The organism is Bradyrhizobium arachidis (assembly GCF_024758505.1).
In the GTDB taxonomy this organism is placed as follows: domain Bacteria; phylum Pseudomonadota; class Alphaproteobacteria; order Rhizobiales; family Xanthobacteraceae; genus Bradyrhizobium; species Bradyrhizobium manausense_C.
Genome location: NZ_CP077970.1, coordinates 8,999,297 through 9,015,001 on the forward strand (window position 1 = coordinate 8,999,297; position 15,705 = coordinate 9,015,001).

The window sequence follows — 15,705 nt, forward strand, 5'->3', positions numbered from 1 at the left end:
ATATGACCCCGCCCTCGACCAAAGCCCGACACAAGCAAGCGACCGCCGAGACGGGGCCGATGCTCGACCTCGACCGCTACGTGCCGGCCTTGATCACCTTCATCGCCAACAAACTGTCCAAGAGCGCGAACGCGTTCTATCAACCCGCGTTCGGCGTCAACGTCACGGAATGGCGGATCATTGCGCTGCTGGCGATCGAGCCCGGCATTCCGGCCGCGCGCATCTGTCACGTCATCGGCTTCGACAAGGGACCGGTGAGCCGGACGCTGGCGGCCATGGAAAAGCGCGGGCTGATCGCGATCCGCAGCGATCCCAAGGACGGCCGTACCCACTCGATCTCGCTGACCGCGAAGGGCCGCGTCACCCATGACAAGGTGATCGCCGCCGCCTTCGAGCGCGAGCGGCGGCTGCTGTCGTGCCTGAGCAAGGACGAGCAGGAGGTGCTGATCGGCCTGCTGCGCCGGATGCACGAAAATCTCGGCGCGGTGACGGACAGCAGCTACGACTGACGCGACGCGTCCGGCGTGCTTCCTATCGCTTTCACTGGGCAAGCGCCGGCGTTTGCCGGCGGCACCTCTCCTGCCGAACATAAGTCCTCCCTGAACAGATGCGGCAGTTGTTGTGGCCGTCGTTTTCGTATGGAGGCATTCGCACAGATTAGTTGCTTAGGCAACAAAAATCTCGGAGCTATATTGCGGCAGGACTGTTGGCGTATCTTGCGATGCAAGCTCTCGTGTCCCGGACGCGGCGCGGCATGAAATGACGCGACGCAGAGCCGGGACCCAGCGGCCTGGGCCCCGGCTCTGCATCGCACCGCTACGCGCTGCGCTGCGTCCGGGGCACGAGATGAATGATTGGCTCCGCCGCGCTACGGCGCCTTGCAGACGAAATTCGCGGCGTCCTCGCTGTCGCCCTGCCCCGAATAGGCAGCGTAACTCGGATACGGACACAGCGGCCGCGTGCGGTTGGGGCTCCACGTCGCCGGGACTTCCTTGTTTGCGGGATTGGCGGAGACGATGATCCGCTCGGGTGCCTTGCCCTTCTCCACCCAGTCGGTCAGCGCGGTCAGCGCGTCGAACTTGTCGAGCGCCACGCCGCCACCGCAGTGAGTTTCGCCGGGAATCGTGAACAGGCGCGCGACGCCGTCTGCACCTCCTTGCAGGTTCTTGTCCAGCCGGCCGTACCAGCGGATGGTGTCGTTTGCCGAGAACACGGGATCGGCCTGGCCGTGATAGATCAGCATCTTGCCGCCAGTCTTTTGCAGCCCTGCAAGCTTGGGATCGTCGACGTCAGGCGGCGTCATGAAGTCCATCGCCGACTCCGTGAACGTGCCATCCTTGGCGAAGATTTTTGGCGCGTCCTTGTCGAAATCATACGCCTTCAGGGCATCGATCAGCTTGTCGTTGCTCCCTTCCACGACGACAGGCGGCGTCGAGAAGATGTAGTTCAGCGACGCCGCGCCCATCGTGGCGATGATCGGATAATTGTTCCAGGGCGCGACCGGGCTCTCGACCTTCCAGGCGCGCCAGTTGCCGGTGCCGATGCCGCCGTCGAGCGGCCAGTCGGAATAGAGCGCCTCGCCCTTCGAATTCTTCGGCCCGGCCAGGCTCGTCTTCAGCGCGTCCACCTTGGGTTCAGGCAGGCACGCATTGGTCTGACCGGGTGCACAGGTCAGGCTCTTGAGGTCGAACGCCTTCTGACAAGCAGCGAGATTCGCAGTCAGGCCGTCCTTGACACCGTCGAGCGCGTCGCAGGCCTCGGTGATGCGGGAGGCGACGAGTTGCGCGTCCTCCTTGGTGATTGATTTGCGCAGATCGGGATCGGCCTTGAGAAAGGCCTGCACGTCCCAGGCATGCTGGATCGCCGCGCGCGGCAGGTCGAAGCCGGGATTGCCGACCAGGAAGCCATCATAGTTCTCGGGCATGCGCGAGGCCGCGACCATGGCATGGCGTCCGCCGTTCGAGCAGCCGGCCATGTAGGAGCGATCAGGCTTGCGGCCGTAATGCAGGGCGATGATGGTCTTGCCGACCGGCGCCAGCGTCATGTCGGCCGCGTAGCCATAATCACGCCGCGCCTGCGGATCGAGGCCGAAGGCTGCGCCCGCGGTCAGGCCCAGCGACTTGTTCGCGGGATCGGAGCCGGAATGCCCGCTGTCGGACGACAGCACGGCAAAGCCGCGCGCCAGCGGCACCGTCCCGCCCGAGGCAAAGCCGTCTGGCTTGTCACCCAGCGCAGGCACGACGACACCGTCATTGCCGCCGTTCACCTGGTGCAGGAAGCGTCCGTTCCACTCCGCCGGCAATCGCACCTCGAACTGGATGGCGTAGGACTTTCCATCTGCACCGGTGCGCCGGTTGGCGAGCCCCGTCACGATGCAATGCTTGGGCAGGCCGTTCGCCGCTTCCTGCGTCTTTGATCCCGTGATCTCGACGCCGGAGATGGCGAGCGAAGCTGATGTGACCGGCGAGCAGGCCTCGCCATCGGCGCGGGCCAATGCCGTTGATCCCAAAAGAGCAGCCAGCGCGACTGCCGATACCAAGCCAGACCTCACGGCGGCCTCCCTAGTTAGTTATATTTTATAATTATTACTCCAATTCCCCATTTTGACAAGCAGCCTGAACGAGCGAATTCTTCCCTTCTTCCCTTGCCGTGGGAGGAGGCGGCGGTCTCGTTACCCTCCCCTGGAGGGTAAGAGAAGCAATTGAGCGCGCCTAACTACAGCCGATCCACTCCGCCGAGGCATCGTCGTTGAGCCGCGCCACCGCGTCCGCTCGGCGCGTCAGCACGGCGCGCTGGTTGATGTAGCCCTTGTCGGTGATCTCGCCGCCGTCGACCGACGGCGGCTCGGCGAGCAGCAGAGCGCGCGTGGCATGGCCGGAGGAGTTGCTGCCTTGCGCTTTCAGTTTTGCGAGCCCTTCCGCGATGGCGCTTCTGACCTTGTCGTGGCCGATCACCTCGCCGACGCCGGCGCTCTCGCCGAGACCGGCATGGGCGCGGCAGGCGGGGATGTTGGGGAACACGAGAAAGCGCACCTCATCGCCGCCATGGCCGGACACGACGATGTCCTGCGCCAGTGGCGCGAGCGCTGCGATGCCGGCGACGCGCAGCGTGCCGACGCTGACCCAGGTGCCCGAGTTGAGTTTGAAATCTTCGGCGACGCGGCCGTCGAAGAACAGGCCGCGCTCGGGACGTTTTTCATCAGCGAATTTGACGGCGTCGCCGATCAGGTAAAATCCCTCTTCGTCAAACGCCTGCTTCGTCAGCTCGGGCGCCTTCCAATAGCCGGGCGTGACGTTGGGACCGCGCACGCGCACCTCCAGCTTGTCGCCGGACGTCACGAGCTTCAGCTCGGTGCCGGGAATCGGCACGCCGATATTGCCGGAACGCTCGGCGAGGAAATGGCAGTCGGTCGCCAGCGGCGAGGTTTCGGTCGAGCCCCAGGCCGAGACCATCGGCAGCGCGCGGCCGACGGTTTTCACCGAGAGCTCTTCGAGCGCGTCCCACAGATTCTGCGGCAGCGCCGCGCCGGCATAGAAGGCGAACTTGACCTCGCCGAAGAAGCGACGGCGCAGTTCCTCGTCGCTGCGCAAGGCCGCGATCAGCATGTCAAAGCCGCGCGGCACGTTGAAATAGACCGTCGGCATCACGCTTTTGAGGTTCGCAAGCGATGTCGCGAACAGGCCCGGTGCCGGCTTGCCGCCATCGACATAGAGCGAGCCGCCGTTGCGCAGCACGAGGTTGAAATTGTGGTTGGCGCCAAAGGTGTGGCTCCAGGGCAGCCAGTCCAGGATCACGAGATCGTCGCTGGCCTGCTCCAAAAAGGTCCAGGTCTGCGCCTTGGCCTGCTGGCTCGAGGTCAGCATGCGCTGGGTATTGATCACGGCCTTGGGCGTGCCTGTCGACCCCGAGGTGAACAGGAATTTTGCGATCGTATCTGATGTCACCGCGGCGAAGGCTTTTGCGACATCGGGCGATTCAGGCGTTGCGGTGATGGCGCTGAAGGCCAGCGCATTCTCATCAGTCGCATTGCCGCTGACGATGACCGCGTTGTGCAGCGACTTGATTGCGGCCAGCGCCGCCGCAAACGGTTTTGTCGCAGTGACGTAGATCGCGCCGGGCTCGAGCAGCGCGATCATGCTCTTGAGCTTGTCAAAATCCCTGGACATCAGCGAATAGGCCGGCGAGATCGCGGCCGAGGGCACGCCGGCATGCTGGGCGGCGAGCGCGAACAGCGCGTGATCGACGCCGTTGTCGGAGAGGATGACGAGCGGGCGCTGCGCGCTCAGCCCCTGCGCCAGAATCCAGGCAGCGGCGGAGCGCACCTGCTGGAGCGCCTGCGCGTAGGTGACCGTCGTCCACGCCGCTTCGGCACCGGCGCGCTCGGCGAGAAAAATCTTGTCCGGTGACTGCCGCGCCCAATGCTCCAGCCAGTCGCCGATGCAGCGCGCGCTGCCGCGCAAGGGTTCGCTCGAACGCAGCACGATGCTGCCGTCGGCGCGATGCTCTGCGACGGTTTTTGGCGTTGCGAACAGGCTGGATGCGTCACCGCGTGCGGCGGCCATGGTCATGGGGTCCTCCTCGCCCGCCCGTGGCGGGATCGGCTGCAGTCTCGTTCCGGGCTGCTTTGGCCATAATGTTGAGCACAGCAATTGTTGTCGTCAACAACAATGTTTCAATGCCTGCCGTCACGCGCTACAAGTGCTGCGACGCCGGAGATAGAGAGTGACAGCCAGCGCACCGCGAAGGGAAACGCCGATACCCCTGGCCCGCAAGCGGGCGAGCGACGGCAAGGCGCGCCCAAACGACGCGGACGGGATCGGCCTCGATGCGCTGGTCGGGCACGCCGGCTATGCGGTGCGGCGCTTCCAGATCTGGATCTTTCAGGATTTTGTCCGGACGCTCGCGTCAGTGGACATCAAGCCCACCCAGTATTCGGTCATGACCGTGATCGGCGCCAATCCGGGCCTGACCCAGATGGCGGTCGCCAACCGCCTCGGCATCGAGCGCGCACGGCTGGTGCATCTGCTCGACAGCCTTGAGCGCAGGAAACTGGTCAAGCGGATCAAGTCAAAGTCCGACCGCCGCTCCCATGCGCTGCATCTGACTGCGCAGGGCGAGACGTCGCTGACAAAATTCAAGCGGCTCGCGGCCGAGCACGAGCGGCATGTGGAGGAGAAGATCGGCCGGGAGAACCGGGAAAAACTGCTGGAGATTCTCGCGGGCTTCACCTGACCGGGCGCCGGCAGTTCGTGCTCAAAGTTTGAGCAGATGCACGCGTGAGAGCCTTACCCCCGCACCATCGCCGCTTGTCGCTCCTTCGCGTAAGCATATGATCTGACGGCGATATCCGGATCGCGCGATCTGTACAGATATTGTACACAATGGCACATCGCTTGCTTCAGAGCAGGTGAAGATTTGTCGCCGGAGTTTTTTACGGAGTTTTCGTCGTTATGGGGGCCGACCAGCCTGAGACGGTAGCCGCAATCGTCGCCGCGCATCGCGCGGGCAAGATCACACCGGCCGAGACGATCGCGCGGACCTATCGGCGCATCCGCGACCACAACGATCCCGCCATGTTCATCAGCCTGCGCGAGGAGAAGGACGCGATCGCGGAAGCCGAGAAGCTCGCCGCGCAACAGGACGCCGCCGCGCTGCCGCTCTATGGCGTGCCCGTCGCGGTGAAGGACAACATCGACGCGCTGGGTTTTCCCACCACGGCCGCCTGCCCGGCCTTCTCGTATACGCCGACCCATGACTCGACCGCGGTCGCGCGCTTGCGCGCGGCCGGCGCCATCATCATCGGCAAGACCAATCTCGACCAGTTCGCGACCGGCCTCGTCGGCGTGCGCTCGCCCTACGGCATTCCCAGAAACGCGATCCGCGAGGATCTCATTCCCGGCGGATCGAGCTCGGGATCGGCGACCGCCGTGGCTGCGGGCCTCGTGCCGCTGTCGCTCGGCACCGACACCGCGGGCAGCGGCCGCGTGCCCGCGATGCTCAACAACATCGTCGGGCTAAAACCGAGCCTCGGCATGATCTCGACCGCGGGCCTGGTGCCGGCCTGCCGCACGCTCGACTGCATCTCGGTATTCGCTCTCACGGTCGACGACGCCGCGCTCGCGCTCTCCGTGATGGCGGGACCGGATCAGGCCGATCCGTTCTCGCGCGACCGGCCGCTTCAGCCGATCACGCCGTTTCCGGCCAACATCCGTCTCGGCGTTCCCCGCAACGGGCAGTTGATCTTCTTCGGCGACAAGAAAGCTGAAGCGGCCTATGGCGAGGCGCTGAAGCGCTGGACGTCGCTCGGCGCTCAACTCGTCGAGTTCGACCTCGAGCCGTTCTACGAGACCGCGCGGCTGCTCTATGAGGGGCCGTGGGTTGCCGAGCGCTATCTCGTCATTCGCAATCTGCTGGCCTCGGCCCCGGATTCAATTCACGCCGTGACGCGCGAGATCACGGCCGCGGGCGCGCGGCTCACGGCGGCGGAAACTTTTTCTGCGCTGTACCGGCTGCAGGGGCTGCGCAAAATCGCCGAGCGCACCTTTGCCAATATCGACGCGCTGGTGCTGCCGACGGCGCCGACGGTCTATACGACCGCGCAGGTGCTCGCCAACCCGATCGAGCTCAACAGCCGACTCGGCACCTACACCAATTTCGTCAATCTGCTCGACCTCTGCGGGCTGGCTGTGCCGGCGGCGATGCGGTCCGACGGCATCCCGTTCGGCATCACCCTGCTTGCGCCAGCCGGCCGCGACGCCATGCTCGCGAGCATCGGGCGCGCGTTTCATGCCGACACAAAACTCACGCTCGGCGCGAAGGGCATCGCGCAGCCGCCACTGGCGTCACTGCCCCCCAATAGCGCCGACGAGATTCCGATCGCCGTGGTCGGCGCGCATCTGTCGGGCATGGTGCTGAACCACGAATTGAAGACGCTGAACGCAAGGCTGGTCGAGGCGACGAAGACCGCGGCCGACTACAAGCTCTATGCGCTGCAAACGACGCCGCCCAAGCCGGGCCTGCTGCGCGTCGCAGCCGGCCAGGGCGCGGCGATCGAGTTGGAGATCTGGTCGCTGTCGGCGTCCGCCTTCGGCAAGTTCGTCAACGCCATCCCGCCGCCGATGGCGATCGGCACGATCCGGCTGGCGGACGGCCGCGGCGTGAAGGGATTTCTCGTCGAGCCGGAAGCGCTCGGCGGCGCACGCGATATCACGGCGTATGGCGGCTGGCGGAAGTATATGGCGGGAGGGTGACGGCCTAACCGGTCTCGTGTCCCGGGCGCAGCGCATCACGCAGTGGTGCGCTGCTGAACCGGGACCCGTGGAGCGGTTTGCAAAACAGATGGATGGGTCCCGGCTCTGCGGAGCAGCGCTATAGCGCGTCGAAGACGCGCGTAAACGCGCTTGTGGCGCTGCACCGCGTCCGGGACACCGACGTGCCTAAACCGACACCGCGTAAATCTCGTACTCGCCGCGCACCAGCTCGATATGCGCGCGCATCGCAGCCGCGGCGCCCTGCTTGTCGCCGCGCATGATGGCGACGACGACGCGGTCGTGCTCGGCCTGCGATTTTGCGAGCCGCCCGAGATTGCGGAACTGGGCGCGGCGGAACGGCTGGACGCGGACGCGCGTCGCCAGCGTGATCTCGGCAATGTAGCCGTTTTGCGAGCCGGCATAGATCGCGTTATGGAAGCGCTCGTTGACCTCGTGGAACCGCTCGGGGTTGCCGGTGTAGCTGAGCACGCGGAGCTCTTCGTGGATCGCCTCCAAGCCGTGACGCTCGGCGGCCGACATCCGCTCGGCGGCAAGGCCCGCGCACAGCGCCTCCAGCTCGGCCATCGCCTCGAACATGCTGGTGAGACGCTCGATCGAGGGCTGGGCCACCACGGCGCCGCGATGGGCGCGCGCCTCGACCAGGCCGCTCGCCACGAGCTGGCGCAGCGCTTCGCGCACCGGCGTGCGGGAGACGCTGAAGCGGCGCGCGATATCGGTCTCGTCGAGCGCGGCGCCCGGCGCCAGCGTGCCGCGCACGATCTCGTCGGCGAGCTGAAGCCGCAGCTCCTCGGCGCGCGTAACCTTCTGCACGCTAGGTTGCGCGCGATCGACGCGCGGAACCACCGGCTCGGCCGGCACTGTCCCAGGCGGAAGGTCGTCAAGCGTCATGCCGTCAGGTCTCTTTGGGTTCGTCGATGATGCTGACATGCGCGGCGACGACGCGCCAGCCCTCGGGGAAGCGGACCCAGGTCTGCATCTGCCGGCCGACCTTGCCCGGCAGGCTGTCGCGATAGAACAAGGTGGAAGCGACCGCGGTGTCGCGGCCGTAAGCGGTGATGACGGTTTTCGCGGTGCGGCGGTTCAGCCCCACCGGCGAACGCGCGGCGCGAAAGCCGGAGATCGCCTCATAGCCATAGAGATTCTCGCCGATGCCGTAGCGCAGCGTGCGCGTATCGTCGCGGAAGAGTTCGCCGAGCACGGCGACGTCGTTGCTGACCAGCGCCTTCTCGTAGCGTTCGAACGCGGCGGTGACATCAGCCAGCACGTCGGGGAGATCGATCTCCATCTCAAATTCCTCTCGGTGCGGGCGCGGCGGCAACGCCCATGCGCTCGAGCGCGGCGGCGACGCGCAGCGCAATGTCCTCGCGCCAGGGCGCGGCGATGATCTGCACGCCGATCGGCATCGGCTCGAGCGGCACGGGCACGGCGACGACGGGCAATCCGATGAACGAGATCGGCTGGGTGTGGATGCCGATATTGGCGCGCACCGGCAGCTCCACGCCGTCCAGCTTGAAGGTCACCTGGCCGATCTTCGGCGCGATGCACGGTGTTGCCGGCGCGATCAGCACGTCGACCGATTTGAAAAGTTCGGCAACCTGCGCGCGATACCAGCGGCGGAACTTTTGCGCGCGGTCGACCATCGGCGCCGGCACCATCGCGCCCGCGATCAGCCGGTCACGCACCGCGGGATCGAAATCGTTCGGACGCTTGCGCAGCCGATCGAGATGCAGCGATGCGCCTTCAGTGGTGGTGATGACGTAAGCTGCCGCGCGGGCGCGCGCGGCCTCGGGAATATCGATGACTTGCGTAGCGCCGAGGGCCTTGGCAACGCGCGAAACGGCCTCGACCGCTTCAGGGAAGACGTTCTTCTGAAAGTAGCCGCCGGCGATGGCGACACGCAAGCCGGAGATCGACCCTGATAGCAGCGAGGTGACGGGCTCAACGCCGCTCACGCTGCAGGCGCCATCGTCTGCGTCCGGCCCCTGCATTGCGTCATAAGCGAGCGCGAGATCGGTGACCGAGCGTGCGAGCGGGCCGAGATGATCGAGGCTTGCGACGAAGGGGAAGGAGCGCGCGCGCGACAGCCGGCCATAGGTCGGCTTCAGGCCAAAGATGCCGCAGAACGACGACGGCACGCGGATCGAACCGTTGGTGTCCGACCCCAGCGCGATCGGCACCAGCGCGCCGCCGACCGAGCCGCCCGAGCCGCCGGACGATCCGCCGGTCATCCGCGTGGTGTCGTGTGGATTCCGCGAGTTGCCGTCATGGACGTTCTCGCCGGTGAAGTCGTAGGCGTACTCGCCCATGTTGAGCGCGCCGACCAGCACGGCTCCGGCCGCTTCCATCCGCTCGATCAGCGTGGCATCGCGCTTTGCCGGCGCGAGGTCACGATTGATTTTTGAACCGGCCCGCGTCGGCAGACCCGCGACATCAAACAGATTCTTGACCGCAAACGGCACGCCGGCGAGCGGGCCGACTTTCTTGCCCGCGGCGATGTCGGCATCGAGAGCGCGCGCTTTGGCGCGGGCGCGATCCGCGGTGACGTCGGTGAAGGAATTGAGGACGGTGTCGTGCGCCTTGATGCGCGCGAGCGCAGCTTCGATGGCGTCGAGCGCCGACAACTTGCGGGCTGCGACTGCGCTCGCGATATCAGAGGCCGTCAATTCTGGCTTGGTGGTCATGGCAGCATCAGGCGGTGAACACGGGTGCCGGCTCGGTCTCGTCCGGCAGCGCGAATTCGTCCACGAGGCGAGCGAGCCTCAGCGACACCTCGAGATTGGCGCGAATGGCGGGGCGCCAGGCCTCCTCGACCGGCAGCGCGAGCGCTTGCGCGACAGCATCGATATAGTCATCCAGCGGTTCGGCCATCGCTCTCTCAATCTCGCGTTCGTGCAATCACGTTAATGCGCCGGCAACGGCGGATGCGGGATCGCCGTCAACAGCTCCTTGGTGTAATCGTCCTGCGGATCGCTGAGGACCCTTTCGGAAGAGCCCTCCTCCACGATTCGCCCCGTGCGCATCACAATGACACGATCGCACAGCAAGCGCACCACATTCAAATCATGCGAGACAAACAGATAGCTCATACCGAGCCTCTGCTTGAGGTCCTGCAGCAAGTTCAGCACCACGGCCTGCACCGAGACGTCGAGTGCGGCGGTCGGCTCGTCCAGGATGACGAGCTTTGGGTGCAGCGCGATGGCGCGCGCGATGCCGACGCGGGCCTTCTGCCCGCCTGACAATTGGTGCGGAAAGCGATCCAGCAGGTTGAGCGGAAGCCCGACCATAGCAGCGAGTTCCTCGCAGCGCGCCCGCAATGCGTCACGCCCGCTGATGTTCCCGAGCTGCATGATCGGGTCAGCGATGGCGCGCGCGGCGGTGAAGCGCGGATTGAGGCTGTCGGTCGGATCCTGGAACACCATCTGGATCCGGCTGCGCAGCGGCAGCCGGGCAAAGGCGTTCGGCATGATGCTGCCGATCTCCTCGCCGTCAAACTGGATGCGCCCCGAGGTCTGGTCCAACAGCCGCATCACCATCATCGACGTCGTCGATTTTCCGCAGCCGGATTCGCCGACGAGGCCGACGCTCTCGCCATGGCCGATCGAAAAACTGATGCCATCGACCGCGCGGAACACGTCTGGCTCGACCGGCGGCTTGCGGCCGAACAGCTTTCCGAGCACGGCGGTGGCGCCCTGGCGGGGATATTCCTTGACGAGCTTGTCGATGAGGAGAAGGGGCTTTGTGCCCTCGGTGACGGCGGGCGCATGCGCCGGTTCGCCCGGCACGGCGCTCACGGTGGCGGGCGTAGCAGCTTCTTCCTCCGGCAAGAGATCACGCAGCGACACGCCGAGCCGCGGCGTCGCGCGCATCAGCTTCTTTGTGTAGGGGTGCTGCGGGTTGGCAAAAATGTCGGCGGCCTTGGCGGTCTCGACCACCCTGCCCTTCTCCATCACCACGACGCGGTCGCAATAGGCAGCGGCGAGGCCCAGATCATGCGTGATCAAAATCGTCGACATCGCGCGGCGTTTTGTCAGCTCGACGATGAGGTCCATCACCGCCTTCTGCGTGGTGACGTCGAGGCCGGTGGTCGGCTCGTCCGCGATCAAAAGCTGCGGATTGCAGGCGAGCGCAAGCGCGATGACGACGCGCTGGCACATGCCGCCTGACAGTTCGAAGGGATAGGCGTGGTAGCGTTCGCGCGGGCGCGCGATCTTGACCTGCTCCAGCGCCTCGATCGCCTTCTCGCCGTGATCGGCGACTTGCGCCTGCTGCACATGGGTGCGCAGCACGTCCTCGATCTGGTCGCCGACCTTTCGGATCGGATTGAGCGCGGCACGCGGGTTTTGAAAAATCATCGAGACTTCGCGACCGCGCAAGTTCCGCATCTGGTCTTCGGTCGCGGCCTTGACGTCGATGCCCGAAAACATCACCGAGCCCTCGGCGATCCTGCCGGCGCGGTCGAGGATGCGCATCACGGCATAGGATGTCACCGACTTGCCCGAACCGGACTCGCCGACGATGGCAAGCGTCTCGCCCTTGGCGACGGAGATGTCGACATGCTGTACCGCCTTGACGATGCCGCGGCGGGTGGTGAATTCGACGGTGAGATCCTGGACGTCGAGCAGCGGCTGGGCGGTCATCACGTCCTCCGCTGCGGGTCGACGATGTCGCGCAGGCCGTCGCCGAGAAGGTTGAAGCAGAACACGGCGATCATCAAAGCGAGGCCCGGGAATAGCGCGATCCACCATTCGCCCGACACCATGAAGCCGGCGCCCTCGGCGACCATGATGCCCCACTCCGCCGTCGGCGGGCGAACGCCGAGGCCGATGAAGGAGAGGCCGGCGGCGTTGAGGATGGCGTAGCCCATGGTCAGCGACATCTGCACGATCATGATCGGCATGATGTTCGGCAGGATGTGCACCAGCAGAATCCGGAACTCGCCATTGCCCGACAGACGCGCCGCTTGCACGAAGCCGGCGTTGCGGCGAACGTTGGCTTCCGCGCGCGCAACGCGGGCGTAGAGCGGGAAGTTCACGATGGCTGTGGCGAGGATGATGTTCTGTACGGTGTTGCCAAGCGCGGCCACGATGCCCATCGCCAGCACGAACAGCGGGAAGGCCATGATGGTGTCGGCGACGCGGCCGACGATGCGATCGGTCCAGCCGCCAAAATAACCGGCCGCGATGCCGGCAAGCCCGCCCATCAAGAAGACCAGCACGACGGAGGCGATCGCGATGAAGACATCGAGACGGGTTGCGACGATGACGCGGCTAAAGATGCGCGGCCCAATTGATCGGTGCCAAACCAGTGCGCGGCCGACGGCGGCTTCAGAGCCGCCGCTGTGTCCGAAGCGAGCGGATCGTAGGGCACCACGAGGGGACCAAAGATAGCGGCGAACAGGATCACGATCAGCAGGCCGAAGGCAAAGCCTGTCACCCTGTTCTCGCCGAGAACGTAGCGGGTCTGTTCGAGGATCGCGACGAGCCCGGAGGTGCGCGCGGGACCGACGGGCTCAACAGCTGGCGCAACGGAGCTCATAAGTTAGCCCTCCAACCTGACGCGCGGATCGATCACGCCGTAGAGAATGTCGATCACGAGATTGAGCAGCACGTACATGACCGCCATGGTCAGCACGAAACCCTGCACCGGCGCGAAGTCCGAGGAGATCAGCGCTTCCACCGCATAGGAGCCGATGCCGGGCCAGGCGAAGACTTTCTCCACCAGCACGTTCGCGCCGAGCAGGAACGAGAACACCATGCTGAGCGTGGTGATGACCGGCAGCATCGCATTGCGGAAGGCGTAGGTGACGATGACGGTTGCGGGCGACAGGCCGCTGGCGCGCGCGGTGCGGACGAATTCGGAGGCCAGCACCGCGAGCATCGAGGCGCGCGTCATGCGCGCGATCGGCGCCAGCGAAAAAATCGCAAGCGTGGTCGCGGGCAGGATGAGCTGGCTGAACGCCGAGCGGAACGCCTCGAAATCGCGCGCGATCAGCGTGTCGACGAGATAGAATCCGGTCACGGTCGGCGGCGCGCTGTAGAACACATCGAGCCGGCCGAGCGGCGCCGGCGACCAGCCGAGCCTGAAATAGAAGAAATAGACCAGCAGCAGGCCGGTGAAGAACACCGGCAATGATACGCCCGCGGTCGTAGTGACGCGGCAGAGATGGTCGATCCACGAACCCGGTCGTGTCGCGGCGAGCACGCCGAGCGGGATGGCGATGACGACCGAAACGATAAGGCCGAGCAGCGTAAGCTCGGCGGAGGCCGGCAGCCGGTTACGGATTTCGGTCGCGACCGGCTGGCCGGTCGTGAGCGAGTTGCCGAAATCGCCGTGCGCGAGATCGTTGGTGTAGCGGAAGAACTGCTCGATCAGCGGCTTGTCGAGGCCGAGTTTTTTCCGGATCTGCTCGACGGCTTCCTTGGTCGCGGCAGGCCCGGCGAAATAGGCCGCGGGGTCACCCGGCAACGCGCGCGTCAGCAGGAAGGTGACGATGACGACCCCGATCAGAGAGGGAATCGCGAACATCAGACGCTTGCTGATCATGGTGAGCATGATGCGCTCCTGGGCGTGTTGCGCATGCTGGTAGCCGCGCGCGTCGCTGCGTTCCCTCCCCCCTTGCGGGGGAGGGCTAGGGAGAGGGGTGGCCCCAAGCGAGATCGGAGTTCGTGGCTACCCCTCTCCCCGCCCCTCCCCCGCAAGGGGGGAGGGAGCGAGAGAGCGGTGGCCACCTCACGTGAGCGAGAGACGCGAGGAGACGCGGCGACGTCGCGCGCCATGCCCCCTCACCCCTTCGCCATCGCGCGATAGTCGAGGCGGCGGTGGAACCAGTATTGATAGCCGGTGACGTTCTTCTGCATCGCGACGTTGACGAAGGGTTGGTAGAGCGGAATGCGCGGCACGTCCGCGAAGGCGAGATCGACAAAACCCTTCACGTCGGCGTCGTAGGCCGCCTTGTCGCCGGTGGCGGCTGCCGTGCGCGCGCCGTCGATGAACTTGTCCATCTCGGCCGACTTGTAGCTCATGGTGTTGAAGACGGAATTGTTGCCGTGATAGCACCAGTAGAAGAAGTACTCGGGGTAATCGAGCCAGCCCGAGAACACGTTGGTGAACAGCGGCATCTCCTTCTTGTTCAGCTCGGTGCGCCAGTTGGCGCCGGGCACCTTGTTGATGGTGGCCTTGATGCCGAGCTGCGCCAGGCTCTCCTGCACCAGCACGCAGAGCGGCTCGTTGACGCCGGCAAAATTGAGGTCGAAGGAGATCGTGGTCTCAAAGCCGTTGGCGTAGCCGGCTTCGGCCAGCAGAGCCTTGGCCTTCTCCATGTCGGTGAAATACTTTGTCGGCTGCGGCCAGGCCACGTCGGTCGCCTTGTCCTTGGCCGCGCCGAACATGGGATTGCCGAGGCCGAACAGCACGGCGTCCATGATCTTCTGGTACGGCATCGCATAGGCCATCGCCTGGCGAACTTTTGGATTGTCGAACGGCGGCTTGGTCACGTTCATGCCGATGTACTGGATGCCGTTGGAGAACGGCAGCGACACGACGTTGAGCTTGCCGTTCGCCTTCATCTCCTGGAAGTCCTTGAACGGCAGCTCGTAGGAGATGTCGGCATCGCCACGCTCAAGCAGCGCGCGGCGATTGCCGGCCTGTGGCACCATGCGCCAGATCACGCGCTTGATCTTCGGCAAGGGGCCGCCGACCCAATCCTCATTGCGCTCCATGATGACTTCGGTGCCGGCGGTCCACTTCGTCACCTTGTAGGCGCCGGAGCCCGCGGTCTGCTGCTTTGTGTATTCGAGGCCCCACGGGTCCTTTTCACTCGCGTTCTTCTTGGCGAGCTCGGAGTTGACGATGCAGGGAACGATCACCGCAAGATCGGGAATGGTGAGGCGATCCTTTTTCAGGAAATCGACGCGCACGGTGTAGTCGTCGACCACCACGAACTGCTCGGCCTTGGTCAGCGAGCCCGCGCTCATCTGGAAGGTCGGGAAGCCGCCGACGCTGACGGCACGATCGAGCGACCACTTCACGTCCTTGGCCGTAACAGGCGCGCCGTCGTGGAATTTGGCGTTCTTCTTCAGCTTGAAGGTGACCGACATGTCGTCGATCTTGATGTCGTCGGCGAGTTCGCCCTTGAACTTGTCGCGGTCGTAATAGGGCACGCCGCCGGGGCCGCTCTTCATCTCGTGGCTGATCAGGCGATCGTAGCAGTTCCAGGACACTTCATAGCCGGGCACGTTGGTGCCGACGCCGTGGATGTCGAGATTGTTGGGGCCGCCTTCGGAGACGATCAGCAGCGTCTCGGAGCGGGCATCGGCCCTGGCGGACGAGATCACGGATGGAGCAGCGGGCAGCACCGCGCCGGCAGCCAATCCAGACACGGACTTCAGGAAATCGCGGCGCTTCATGGCAATGCTCCAACGCAAAGGTTTTTTGG

General features: G+C 65.2%; 12 protein-coding genes and 1 pseudogene. 3 read left to right on the forward strand and 10 right to left on the reverse strand.

The genetic code is table 11. The features are described from left to right. The first annotated feature begins 2 nt into the window (after positions 1-2). Positions 3-509 (forward strand): MarR family winged helix-turn-helix transcriptional regulator, encoded by a 507-nt coding sequence (locus KUF59_RS41935; RefSeq protein ID WP_212457898.1) that lies wholly within the window; start codon positions 3-5, stop codon positions 507-509. A gap of 359 nt (positions 510-868) precedes the next feature. On the opposite strand, the gene KUF59_RS41940 is transcribed toward KUF59_RS41935, so the two are convergent. Together KUF59_RS41940 and KUF59_RS41945 are read right to left on the reverse strand one after the other, a co-directional pair. Next, positions 869-2,551: a tannase/feruloyl esterase family alpha/beta hydrolase gene (locus KUF59_RS41940; protein ID WP_212457899.1), complete on the reverse strand. Its 1,683-nt coding sequence runs from the start codon at positions 2,549-2,551 to the stop codon at positions 869-871. A gap of 160 nt (positions 2,552-2,711) precedes the next feature. Further along, positions 2,712-4,568: a feruloyl-CoA synthase gene (locus tag KUF59_RS41945; protein WP_212457900.1), complete on the reverse strand. Its 1,857-nt coding sequence runs from the start codon at positions 4,566-4,568 to the stop codon at positions 2,712-2,714. Between the two features lie 154 nt (positions 4,569-4,722). On the opposite strand from KUF59_RS41945, the gene KUF59_RS41950 reads away from it, so the two are divergent. Together KUF59_RS41950 and atzF are read left to right on the forward strand one after the other, a co-directional pair. After that, on the forward strand, positions 4,723-5,232 hold the full coding sequence (locus KUF59_RS41950; protein ID WP_212457901.1) for a MarR family winged helix-turn-helix transcriptional regulator: 510 nt from the start codon (positions 4,723-4,725) through the stop codon (positions 5,230-5,232). A 218-nt stretch (positions 5,233-5,450) separates the two neighbouring features. Then, the gene (atzF, locus tag KUF59_RS41955; RefSeq protein WP_212457902.1) at positions 5,451-7,250 is read left to right on the forward strand and encodes an allophanate hydrolase; all 1,800 of its coding nucleotides are present in this window, start codon (positions 5,451-5,453) and stop codon (positions 7,248-7,250) included. 186 nt (positions 7,251-7,436) lie between these two features. Here the strand turns inward: atzF and KUF59_RS41960 are convergent, their stop codons facing one another. From KUF59_RS41960 to KUF59_RS41995, 8 genes and pseudogenes are all read right to left on the reverse strand, one after another. After that, the gene (locus KUF59_RS41960) at positions 7,437-8,159 is read right to left on the reverse strand and encodes a GntR family transcriptional regulator (RefSeq protein ID WP_212457903.1); all 723 of its coding nucleotides are present in this window, start codon (positions 8,157-8,159) and stop codon (positions 7,437-7,439) included. A 4-nt stretch (positions 8,160-8,163) separates the two neighbouring features. Next, on the reverse strand, positions 8,164-8,556 hold the full coding sequence (gene hpxZ / locus KUF59_RS41965; RefSeq protein WP_212457904.1) for an oxalurate catabolism protein HpxZ: 393 nt from the start codon (positions 8,554-8,556) through the stop codon (positions 8,164-8,166). A gap of 1 nt (position 8,557) precedes the next feature. Continuing rightward, positions 8,558-9,952: an AtzE family amidohydrolase gene (locus KUF59_RS41970; protein ID WP_212457905.1), complete on the reverse strand. Its 1,395-nt coding sequence runs from the start codon at positions 9,950-9,952 to the stop codon at positions 8,558-8,560. A 7-nt stretch (positions 9,953-9,959) separates the two neighbouring features. Beyond that, positions 9,960-10,139 carry a DUF4089 domain-containing protein gene (locus tag KUF59_RS41975; protein ID WP_212457906.1) on the reverse strand — a complete coding sequence of 60 codons (180 nt, stop codon included), beginning with the start codon at positions 10,137-10,139 and terminating at the stop codon, positions 9,960-9,962. 32 nt (positions 10,140-10,171) lie between these two features. Then, on the reverse strand, positions 10,172-11,908 hold the full coding sequence (locus tag KUF59_RS41980; protein WP_212457907.1) for a dipeptide ABC transporter ATP-binding protein: 1,737 nt from the start codon (positions 11,906-11,908) through the stop codon (positions 10,172-10,174). Beyond that, a pseudogene (locus KUF59_RS41985) lies at positions 11,908-12,806 on the reverse strand (ABC transporter permease). The gene KUF59_RS41980 and the pseudogene KUF59_RS41985 overlap by 1 nt, the downstream one beginning before the upstream one ends. 3 nt (positions 12,807-12,809) lie before the next feature. After that, a complete protein-coding gene (locus KUF59_RS41990) occupies positions 12,810-13,823 on the reverse strand; it encodes an ABC transporter permease (RefSeq protein WP_212457909.1) in 1,014 nt (337 codons plus the stop codon). Positions 13,824-14,053: 230 nt separating this feature from the next. Continuing rightward, positions 14,054-15,676: an ABC transporter substrate-binding protein gene (locus tag KUF59_RS41995; protein WP_212457910.1), complete on the reverse strand. Its 1,623-nt coding sequence runs from the start codon at positions 15,674-15,676 to the stop codon at positions 14,054-14,056. Between the last annotated feature and the right edge of the window lie 29 nt (positions 15,677-15,705).